This window comes from Neoroseomonas lacus (genome assembly GCF_014644535.1).
Classification (GTDB): domain Bacteria; phylum Pseudomonadota; class Alphaproteobacteria; order Acetobacterales; family Acetobacteraceae; genus Neoroseomonas; species Neoroseomonas lacus.
Window position 1 is genome coordinate 157,928 of the sequence record NZ_BMKW01000014.1, and the last position, 10,339, is coordinate 168,266.

Annotated in this window: 12 protein-coding genes; 2 read left to right on the forward strand and 10 right to left on the reverse strand. The window is 67.1% G+C overall.

Annotated features, from left to right (window positions below; translation table 11 throughout):
• Positions 1-6 precede the first annotated feature (6 nt).
• Positions 7-930, reverse strand: a complete 924-nt coding sequence (locus tag IEY36_RS24900) for a hypothetical protein (RefSeq protein WP_188971999.1) — start codon at positions 928-930, stop codon at positions 7-9.
• A 63-nt stretch (positions 931-993) separates the two neighbouring features.
• Here IEY36_RS24900 and IEY36_RS24905 point away from each other — a divergent pair, with 63 nt between their 5' ends.
• Positions 994-1,584: a cytochrome b gene (locus IEY36_RS24905; protein WP_188972000.1), complete on the forward strand. Its 591-nt coding sequence runs from the start codon at positions 994-996 to the stop codon at positions 1,582-1,584.
• Positions 1,585-1,793: 209 nt separating this feature from the next.
• On the opposite strand, the gene IEY36_RS24910 is transcribed toward IEY36_RS24905, so the two are convergent.
• A complete protein-coding gene (locus IEY36_RS24910) occupies positions 1,794-2,006 on the reverse strand; it encodes a hypothetical protein (protein ID WP_229681557.1) in 213 nt (70 codons plus the stop codon).
• 207 nt (positions 2,007-2,213) lie between these two features.
• Between IEY36_RS24910 and IEY36_RS24915 the strand changes: the two genes are divergently transcribed.
• Positions 2,214-2,546 carry a DUF1491 family protein gene (locus IEY36_RS24915; protein ID WP_188972003.1) on the forward strand — a complete coding sequence of 111 codons (333 nt, stop codon included), beginning with the start codon at positions 2,214-2,216 and terminating at the stop codon, positions 2,544-2,546.
• Positions 2,547-2,607: 61 nt separating this feature from the next.
• On the opposite strand, the gene IEY36_RS24920 is transcribed toward IEY36_RS24915, so the two are convergent.
• From IEY36_RS24920 to IEY36_RS24955, 8 genes are all read right to left on the reverse strand, one after another.
• Entirely contained in the window at positions 2,608-3,444 is an 837-nt protein-coding gene (locus IEY36_RS24920; protein WP_188972005.1) for a GGDEF domain-containing protein, read from the reverse strand.
• A gap of 4 nt (positions 3,445-3,448) precedes the next feature.
• Positions 3,449-5,350 (reverse strand): peptidoglycan -binding protein, encoded by a 1,902-nt coding sequence (locus tag IEY36_RS24925; protein WP_188972007.1) that lies wholly within the window; start codon positions 5,348-5,350, stop codon positions 3,449-3,451.
• 49 nt (positions 5,351-5,399) lie between these two features.
• A complete protein-coding gene (locus tag IEY36_RS24930; RefSeq protein WP_188972009.1) occupies positions 5,400-6,536 on the reverse strand; it encodes a flagellar motor protein MotA in 1,137 nt (378 codons plus the stop codon).
• The gene (locus tag IEY36_RS24935) at positions 6,533-7,060 is read right to left on the reverse strand and encodes an OmpA family protein (RefSeq protein ID WP_188972011.1); all 528 of its coding nucleotides are present in this window, start codon (positions 7,058-7,060) and stop codon (positions 6,533-6,535) included. Before IEY36_RS24935 ends, IEY36_RS24930 begins: the two co-directional genes overlap by 4 nt.
• Positions 7,057-7,902, reverse strand: a complete 846-nt coding sequence (locus tag IEY36_RS24940) for an inositol monophosphatase family protein (RefSeq protein WP_229681558.1) — start codon at positions 7,900-7,902, stop codon at positions 7,057-7,059. Before IEY36_RS24940 ends, IEY36_RS24935 begins: the two co-directional genes overlap by 4 nt.
• A gap of 176 nt (positions 7,903-8,078) precedes the next feature.
• Positions 8,079-8,381, reverse strand: coding sequence for a hypothetical protein (locus tag IEY36_RS31155; RefSeq protein WP_188972013.1), 303 nt, complete (start codon positions 8,379-8,381; stop codon positions 8,079-8,081).
• 90 nt (positions 8,382-8,471) lie between these two features.
• Positions 8,472-9,038, reverse strand: a complete 567-nt coding sequence (gene efp / locus IEY36_RS24950) for an elongation factor P (protein WP_188972015.1) — start codon at positions 9,036-9,038, stop codon at positions 8,472-8,474.
• Between the two features lie 131 nt (positions 9,039-9,169).
• Entirely contained in the window at positions 9,170-10,267 is a 1,098-nt protein-coding gene (locus IEY36_RS24955) for a hypothetical protein (RefSeq protein ID WP_188972017.1), read from the reverse strand.
• Positions 10,268-10,339 lie beyond the last annotated feature (72 nt).

Here is a 10,339-nt window from a genome sequence, read left to right on the forward strand (position 1 = left end):
GGCCCGTTACGCCCGGGGCAGCGCGGTCTGCCCCAGCACCCAGCCTTCCCAGGCGCGGATCGAGGCGTCCTGCGGCACGAAATCCGGCCGCAGCCCGTCCAGCACGCCGATCAGTCCGAGCAGGCCGATGACGGAATCGAAGCGGTCCTCGCCCGCGGCATCGGCGCCGAAACCGGCTTCGGCCATGGCGCGCAAGGCCGGGGAGGGGACCACCCGCCGCACCGCCATCACCGCCAGCAAGGCGGTGCCGAGCGCCGCGCGATCCGCCTGCACCCGCTTCGAGCCGCGCATCACCAGGCCAAGATGGCGCAACGCCTCGGCCGGATAGACCTCCGCCAGCACCGCGCGGCCGGGGGCGAGCAGCCCATGCAACCCGCCATCGAACGGCCAGATCGCATAGGGCGCACCGGCCGCCAGCCCCGGCGCCAGCCAGTCCCGCCAGGCCGCGATCGCCGCCTTGCCCGACTGGTTCGCCCCGAGCGTCCAGAACACCGGCGCCCCGGCCGGGCGCTCGGCGGTGGCGCGGTCGCACCAGCGCGACAGGCCGGCCGCATCGGCCAGCCCCAGCGCGGCCGCATGCGCCGCCCGCGTCATCCCCTTCACGCCGCGCGCCGGGTAGAAGGGGCGCTCGCGCGACACATCCGCCAGCGTTGCCGCCACTGTGAAGAAGCCGGCATCGCCCGCCCGTCCGCGCAGGAACTCCACGAAGCCGGCTTCGCGCCGCCCGTCGGCGAAACCGCGCGGCACGCCGAGCGGCAAATCGAGCCCCATCGCCACCGGCACGCCCTCGGCCAGCAGCGAGGCCAGCAACGCGGCGGGCGCGCCGACCGGCACCGGCGCCTCGGCGCGCCAGCCTTGGGGGCCCTGTCGGGCGATGCTGACCCACCGCTTGCGCGGGTCGATGCTCCAATCGGCGTGTGCCGCGATCATTGTCACCCGCCATTCGCTCCCGACATGCGATAGGCTGACGCGACGAGCCACCGGAGAGCCACCATGGACGCGACCCACGCCGCCGCCTTGCCGGGCCAGGACGCCGCCCACCCCGACGGCCAATACGGCAGCGTCGCCAAATGGTTCCACTGGATCACGGTCGGGCTGATCGCCATCGCGCTGCCCACCGGCTTCGTCATCAAGTTCATCACCGAGGCCTCCGACAGCGTCTACAAGATGGGCTTCTATGCCATCCACGAAAGCGCGGGGCTGACCATCCTGCTGACCGCCATCGCGCGCATCCTGTGGAAGCTGACGCACAAGGCGCCGCCGCACCCGCCCGGGTTGCCGGCCGTCCTGCGCATCGCCGCGACAGCGACGCATCACGGCCTTTACGCCATGCTGATCATCCAGCCGGTGCTGGGCTTCTTCGCCACCAATGCCTGGGGTTTTCCGCTGCAGGGGCAGACCGCCTATCTCGGCTTCATCAACCTGCCGAAATTCATGGAGACCTCGGAGGGGTTGGCCAATGTGCTGTCCTGGGGCCACACCATCGGCGGCTACCTGTTCGTGGTACTGCTGGTGGGCCATATCGGCGGGGCGATCTTCCACCATGCCATCCGCCGCGACGGCACGCTGATGCGGATGCTGTGATGGTGGCGACGCGCGCCGCGATCGAATGCCCCCATTGCGGGGAAGCAACGCTGCCCAACCCCCTGTCGGACGGTACTGTGGTGTGTTCCTGCGGCGCCGAACGATTGCTGCCCGCCCCCTCGAGGTCGCAGAAATCGCCCGAAGGTCCAGGAAACTGAGTTCCCTGGCGGGGTGCTCGAGGGGCGGCGCCCCTCGACCTTGCGCCCCGCTCAGAGCGGCTTCTGCGCCTTCTCGAGCAGCCGCCCGAAAAACCCGGTCTTTTTCGGCGCCGCGGCCTTGGCGACCGTCACGGCGTCCTCGCGTGCCTCGGCGGCGGCGCGCCTTTCCTTGTCGGACAGCCATTTGTCGAGGCTCATGCCCGCCTTGGCGGCGCGCTTCGCCTCATAGGCGCGCTGCGCCTCCGTCATTTTCCGATCGCTCATGCCGGGAACCTTCATCGAGGCCCCGTGAATGGCCCGTGCCGCGCCTTCCGGCAAGAGGCTACGCATGCGAGTCTGCCAGGATGACGAACGCCAACACGATCACCCGGCCCGCGACCGCGCCGGTGCCGCCCCGCCCGGCCGCCCGGCGCCGCCCCGGCCTGCCCCTCCGCCCGACCATCGCGCCCGGCGGCATCTGAGGCGCGCCGCATGGAACCGAAGGTCAAGGCCGCGATCTGGGTCTCGATGGCGATCCGCCTGTCCGACATGGCCGGCCGCCCGGCCGCCGTGCTGCGCAAGGGCGACCCGGATTCGGGGGGTATCCTGTGCGTGCTGCGAGGGCGGGAGGGGATCGTCGTGCTGTCCCAGGCACGCGACGCCGAGGGCCGCGCATCCTGGCTGCGCAGCACCGGCGCGGCCGCCGTCGAGCAGGATGTCGCCGATGCCTATGTCGAGCGCCAGGTGAAGCGCGACCCGGATCTCTGGGTGCTGGAATTCGAGGCCCCCGACCTGGTGCCGCCCTTCGAGGCGCGGATGATCTGACCGGCGCGGGGCCGGCGGTTGCCCGGCATCGCACCTTCCGCACGGACGCGGCGCGCCGGCGTCAGGCCGGCGCCGCAGCGGTCAAGACGCGGTCCCGACCGCTTTCCTTCGCGGCATACAAGGCGCGGTCCGCGGCGATGAGGGCCGCCTCCAGCCCCGGCGCCCCGACCGCCGCCACCCCGGCGGAAGTGGTCACCATCCCGCCATCGCCCGCCGGATGCGGCACCTCGTCACGAATGCTCTCGCGCACCCGCTCGGCCAGCGCGGCGGCCTGGGCCACCGACATGCCGGAACACAGCGCGACGAATTCCTCCCCGCCCAGCCGCCCCACCACATCCGAGGCACGAAGATGCCGGCGCAGCACCGCGGCCACGCCGCGCAGCACCGCATCGCCCGCCGCATGGCCGTGACCGTCATTGATGCTCTTGAAGCGGTCGAGGTCGAACATCACCACGGCGGCGCCCTCGCCTCGTCGTTGGCAGGCCTGCAGCGCCGCCGCGGCCGCATTGGCAAAGCCACGACGATTGGGCAACTCGGTCAGCGCATCGGTCACGGAAGCCAGCGCGAGCGTCGCCAGCGCCTCGTCGCGTTGGCGCATCAGCCGCAGCGCCTGGAGCATTAGCAGCGGCACGCCCGCATCGAACAGCAGCCAGAGCCAGGCACCGTCATAGGTAGGCATCTGCTCGCCGGGGCTGAGCGCCGCGTGGATGTCGTTGAGCGTGAGTAGGCTGGCCGCCAGCAGCAAGGCGACCGCGAAACCCAGAAGGGGCCGCTGCGGCGCGCCGGGCGCGGTGCCCGGGCGTGCGTCGCGCGTGACGATCACCAGCGTGACCAGGCACAGCCCGACGATGCCGAACCGCGCCACGACGAAGATGATCTCGGAAGGCGTCATGGTCATCAACTCACCGATCCGTCAGCCGGACCTCGATGCGTCGGTTTCGCGCATAGGCGGCCGGGCCCTCGCCCTCGTCGATCGGCTGGGTATCGCCGAAACTCGTGGCGGCCACCCGGTTGGCCGGCAGCCCTTCGGCGATCAGCAACTGGGCCACGGCGATGGCCCGCGCGGCCGCCAATTCCCAATTGCTGGCGAAGCGCGAGGAACGGATCGGCGTACGGTCGGCGTGGCCATCGACGCGCACCACCCAGGCGATCTCGGGCGGGATCTGCGGCGTGACCTCCAGCAGCACGCGGGCAAGGTCGCGCACCTGCTGCCGCCCGGCTTCCGACAGTTCGGCCGAGGCGGGAGAGAACAGCACCTCGCCCTGGAACACAAAGCGGTCTCCGACGATGCGCACCTCGGGCCGCTCGCCCAGCACCTGGCGCAGCCGGCCGAAGAAGTCCGACCGGTAGCGCTGCAATTCCTCGACCCGCGCGGCCAGCGCCGCATTGAGCCGCTGGCCGAGATTGGTGATCTGCGCATCCCGGTCGCGCCCGGCGGCTTCCTCCAGCTCCAGCGCGGTCACCAGCCGGGCGAGTTCGGCGCGCAGCGTCGCGACCTGCCGGGTCAGCAGCGTGACCTGCGCGCGGGCGCTCTCCGCCAGTCTCGTCTGCTCGGTGGCCTGGGTCTCGGCGGCGGCGGCACGGGTGGTGGCCTCGCCGCGCTGCGCCTCGGCCTGGGCGCGTAACGCGTCGGCCTCGGCGCGGGCCTGTTCGGCGGCGGCGATGCGCGCGGCGGCCTCGCGCTCCGCCTCGGTCCGCGCGCGTTCGGCCGAGGCCTGCACCGTCGCCGCCTGCCGGGCGATGTCCTCGGCGCGCTGGCGGGCCTGTTCAGCCGCGGCGGCGCGCGCGACGGCGTCACGCATCGCCGCTTCGGCGCTCGCCTGGGCGGCCTCGGCGCCGGTGGCGCGCTGGGCGGCGCCGCGCGCCTCGGCCTCGGAGGCGCCGGCGCGGGCATTGGCCGCCGCCGCGAGGCCTTCCGCAGCCTCCCGCCGGCGCTGCGCCTCGGCAACCTCGGCAGCGGAACGCGCCGCGGCCTGTTCGGCGGCCTGGCGGTTGCGTTCCTCATCCGCCGCCCGCGCCAGGGCGGCCTGCACCTGGCGCTGCAATTCCTCGCGCAGCGCCGAGAGCGCCTCGACCTGCTGGTTCAACCGCGCGAGGTCGGCCAGCCTCGCCTGGATCGTCGCGCGGTCGGCGGTGACCTGCTGGTTCAGCTGCGCCGCCTCGGCGCGCAGCGCCTCGAGGTCGCGCCGTGCCGCGGCCAATTCCCCGGCGGTCTGCGTCGCCTGTTGTTCTAGCGCCGCCCGCTGCTGTTCGGTCTGCGTCAGGCTGCGCCGCGCCTCGGTCAGGTCGCGCGTGGTGCGCGCGGCATCGCCGCCGACCGTCTCCGCCCGCGCCACCGCCTCGGCCAATTGGCGTTCCAGCGTCGCCACGCGGTCCTCGGTGCCGCGCGCGCCGACGCCAAGATCAGCCAGCCGCGCGGCGAGACGTTCCTGTTCGCTGCGGGCGGTGTCGCGTTCACCGGCCAGCCGGTCGCGTTCCTCGCGCAGCGTGCCGAGCGAGCGCACCGCGTCATCACGCGCCGCGGCGGCGGTGGCGAGTTCGCTGGTGGCCCGTGCGAGGCCGCTGCGCAGTTCCTCCGCCTGGCCGCGTTCCAGCGCCAGCAATTCGGCCAGTTCCGAGACCTGGCGGTTGAGCCTGTCGAGCGCCCGGTCGCGCGAGGTCAGCGCCACCGACAGGAACCCCTGCGCCAGCACGAAGACCAGCAGCACGAAAATGATGACCATCAACAGCGTGGACAGCGCATCCACATAGCCCGGCCAGGCATCGAGGCCGCCACCGCGCCGACGGTCTCTGGGACCGGCCATGGCTAGGCGTGCAGCCGGGAGGGCGCCGCCCTCTCCGTCTCCCGCAGCCTCACCGTGGCGAATCCTCGGCGATCGAGGCGATCGTCCGCGTCAGGATCTTGATCTCGTTGCGGATCTCCGCCGTCGCCTGCACGCGCCCCTGCGCCATTTCCTCGATCAGCCGCGCCATGTAGATCTCGATGTTGCGGATATTCCCCCGCGTCCCCTCGTCGATCGCCCCGCGCTCCTGCCCATCCGCCAGCTTCGCGAGCGCCATCGCGATGGTCGACTGCCCCTCCGCGACGCGCACCATCACCTGGTTGTTGGCGCGCATCTGCTCGGTCAGCACGGTCAGCCGCTCAGTCATCGTCATGATGGCCTGGGAGGTCGCTGCCCGCCCTTCCTCGCCCCGCTGCAGGATGGTCTGCAGCCCTTCGAGGTTCTCCGCCGTCTGCTCCAGCAGCGCATTCACATAGGCGGGGATGGAACTGTCCCCTTCCTGCCCCAGCACGCCGGTCGAAAGCCGCGACAGCCCGGCGAGCCACTCCTCCAGCTCATTCGTGAAGCGCGTCTGCGCCTGCCCGGCGGTGAGGTCCATGAACCCCAGCACCAGCGCCCCGGCGAGACCCAGCATCGAGGTCGAGAACGCCGTCCCCATCCCCTCCAGCGGCCGCGCCAGCCCGGCCTTCAACTGATTGAACAACTGGTTCAGGTCGCCCGATCCCACCGACATGTTGCCGATGACATCAGCAACCGACCCGATCGTCAGCAACAACCCCCAGAACGTCCCGAGAAGACCGAGAAAGATCAGCAACCCGGTCATGTAGCGCGACAATTCGCGCGTCTCATCCAACCGCGAAACGATGCCATCCAGCAGCGAGCGCATCGCGATCGCCGACATCGACACCCGCTCGGTCCGCCGCGCCGAGAGCATCGACGCCATCGGCGCCAACAGCCGCGGCTGCACCTGCTGGTCCGCCCCGCGCACTGAGCGGAACCCCTCCAGCCAGGTCACCTCGGTCCGCAACACCAGCACCTGGCGGATGTTCCACCCGATGCCGAACAGCAGCACCGCCAGGATCACCCCGTTCAACACCGGGTTCGCCGCAAACGCCGTGCGCAGCTGCGCCCAGACGGCAAAGGTCACCACCGCCACGAAGGCGAGGAACCCCAACATCCGCCACAGATAGACAACCGGCTGCGTCATCGGCCGTTCCGCGCCTCCGTGTTCGGGCTTGCCGCGCCGGGCGGCAGAACGTCCACCGCATCCACCCCGGCCGCCAACCGCCCCAACGGGCGCAGATCGATCCGAGTCGCGTCCAGCCCGCCGGCGACCAACAATGCCTTCACCGCCTGCGCCCGTGCCAGCGAGGCCCGCCGCGCCATCGAGGCATCATTCGCCGGCCCGACCACCTGCACCTCGACAGCGACGCGCCCGAACGGCAGCGCCCCCAACCGCTCGCCCATCGCCCGCAAGGTCTCGGCCAGGGCGGGCTCGATAGCTTCGCCATGCAAGGTAAACCGCACCACGCCATCCGGCCGCACCGTCATCCCGGCCGGCAGATTGGCCTGCGGCGGCGGCGGCACCATCGGCGCCCCGGTCGGCGCCAGCGCGGGTGGCGCCGGCGGCGCGGGCGCCGGTTCCGGCGGCAACAACGCGTCAGGCACATCCTGCGCCCGGGCAACACCGCCCAGTAGCAGCAGCCCGACCAGGAGCGCCCGCCGCCTCATCCGGCCGGACGAGCCTTCACCGCGGCGATGCCATCCACCACCAGCTCGCGCAGCTTCGGCTGCAGCGTCTGGTTGCCCGCCACGACATTGCCGGAACCATAGGGGTCGCCGCCATCCGGGTCACTCGCCGCGCCACCGGCTTCCTTCACCATCACCAGCCCCGCCGCGATGTCCCACTTCTTCAGCCCGAGTTCCCAGAACCCGTCATACCGGCCGGCCGCCAACCAGGCGAGGTCAAGCGCCGCCGCCCCGAACCGCCGCACCCCGGCCACCTGCGGCATCACCCGATGCAGGATGGAACTGAACTCCGCCTTGCGCGGCACCCCCGCGAACGGAATGCCCGTGGCAAACACCGCCTCGCGAATATCCTTGCGCCCCGACACCCGCAGCCGCCGGTCATTGAGAAAGGCCCCGACACCCTTCTCCGCCCAGAACAACTCATCCGACGCCGGATTGTAGATCACGCCGGCCACGACCTCGGACGTCTCCGTCCCCGTGCGCTTCTCGATGCCCACCGAGATCGCCCAATGCGGAATGCCATGCAGGAAGTTCGTCGTCCCATCCAACGGATCGACGACCCAACGCCACTCCCAGGAGTCATCGCCGGACTCGCCCGACTCCTCCATCAGGAAGGCAAAGCCAGGCCGCGCCTTGGACAACTCCTCCTTCAAGGTCTGCTCCGCCCGCAGATCCGCCGTCGAGACGAAATCCGACGGGCCCTTCATGCTGACCTGAAGCTGCTCGACCTCGCCGAAGTCCCGCAGCAGCCGACGCCCCGCCTTGCGGACGGCCGTGGTGACAACCTGCATGGCAGGCGAAAGACGTGACGAAACCATAGCCATGACGGATGCAAACCTTGCGGGGGAGAAAGAGCGGAGGGAGGGTTAGCGGAATGGCGGCGCCCATGCCAGAGGGGCGCGGGCGGACATGGGTTATGGCGCGCCCAGGCCAGGGGGCGCCGCCCCCTGGACCCCCGCCGGGGACCGCCGCGGTCCCCGGACCCCGCGTCGAGTCTAGCTTATTGGCGGCCGACGCGGTTCACAGGGCCGCCGCGATTGGTCGGGGTGCCAGGCAGCACGCCCACGCCGGGGGCACCGACGCCCGGCGCCACACCCACACCCGGCGCACCCACGCCCACACCCGGCGCGACACCCACACCCGGCGCACCAAGCCCAGGCGTCGCCCGCCCGACCGGGCGCACCACACACCCGACCGGCACACCCCGGCCCGTGCAATACACCACCGCCTCAGCCGGGCTGGCCAGGCCAGCCAGCGCCACCAACCCCAACGATGCGAACAGAACCGACCGACAACGCGCCATGCAGCACCTCCCGCCGGTGCGAGCACCGCACCGGTAGGCGGAATGATAGCAGAAAGTGGTTAGGCGAGCATTGCCCGCCCCAACCGTTTCTTACTTCGCGCGCTCGTAATACGTGCCGTCAGCGGTCTTCACGACGATCTTCTCGCCCGCCGTGATGAAGGGCGGCACCATCACCTTCGCGCCATTCGACATCACCGCCGGCTTGTAGGAGGACGACGCCGTCTGCCCCTTCACCACCGGGTCAGCCTCGACCACCTCGAGCACGATGGTCTCCGGCAGGTCCATCGAGACCGGCTCGCCCTCGATGAGCTTGACGTTGACCGTCATGTTCTCCTGCAGGAAGGGCAGACGGTCGCCGAGGATCTCCTGCGGCACCATCGTCTGCTCGAAGGTTTCCGGGTCCATCAGCACCAGATTGGTGCCGTCGATGTAGGAGTAGGTGAACTCCTTGTCCTCGGTCTGCAGGCGCTCGACCGTGTCGGCGGTGCGCCAGCGCTGGTCCTTCTTGGCACCCGTCTTGATGTTGCGCATGTCCACCTGGATGATGGCATTGCCTTTCCCTGGGATCATGATGTTCTGCTTGATGATGGTGTAGCGCTGGCCTTCGAACTCGATGACCATGCCGGCACGCATCTGGTTGGCTTGCATCTTTGCCATGGGGGAGGGACCCTTGAAAACTAAACTGTGGCGCCGCCCGTGCGGCCCGTCTCACGCCGCCGTTTAGTGTGTGCGCGCCTTGACGGCAACCATCGCAGATATCCGCGGCGGTCCACGCGATTAAGCCAGAATTAGCGCCGAAGACTGAGCGCAATCTTAGCATTCTTTATAGAGTTATTGATAGAATTCGCGTCGAGAGAATGGTCAAGGATGGCGTGGATGTCCTTTAGTGTCATTTTAGACCATTTTTTCTCGCCAATGGTGCGAATTATTTGAATAAGATAATTGCGAGAGTCAAAAAACAGAGCATCAGAATTAATGGATAGTTTTGCTTTATGAGCATATCTATTTCTCATCCTATTCAATAAGTTGAGTTTTATCTTTCGAAAATGCGGCGTCTCGGACATAAATGAGGCGCGATGTATGATAGTTTTGGTATTTTCTTGAGAGTTATAACTCGAAAATAAAACCTCGATCGCATTCCATATCAAAAGTATTCTTAATCCCCCATTTAATTCAGCGCCAGCTTGATGAATAAGATGAAGACTAGATATTAGATCGTCTTCAATATTAGATTTTTGGATATTATGAAAGAATTTTTTGGCGATATTAATTGCGGGTTCGCTAACTTTTAGTGGGAATATCTCATCTTCTTCGTAAGGTGAGTACCACCAAACATCCGTAATGAGTCGTTTTTTGTTGTCTGCGATAATCTGATATTTTGACGGACGGATTCGATGAAGAGATTTGTGGCTGCCAAAATTGTGCGCATAGTAACTTGTAATTCCGTTGAGGAATCCCATGAATGCGTACAGTACTCGCTGACTCGCGTCAGCAGCTTCGGTATGCGATTTTGATCGTATTTTCACATAAAGTGGGCAATATAGTGATGGATCTCTCACGCTAACAGTTCGAAAATTCCCTTCAAACTCTGTTCCATAAAATTTATCATGCGCTGTCGGCCCAAAAACAATAGAGTGATTTTGTATGTTGATAATATAGTCAGTATTCGGTTGATTTATTGAAAGTCGTGTCAGATAGTAATAGGTATTAAGAGGTTTTTGTTGTGATTTTGCTCTTTCATGGCTGAATTTTGAAAAAAACTCTTTGAATTCGATGGTCTTGGTTGATAAATTTCCTTCCACTATAGAGCTAATTGAATCGACAAAGATTTTATTAATTTGATTTTCATCCCAGTGGTCTGGCCATTCAATTTCGTTAGAGCCCATCCGGGAAGTTCCGATTCATGCTGAGGGCATTGCTGCCAGTCGGCGGAGCATGATGCGGATCATGGCCATGCG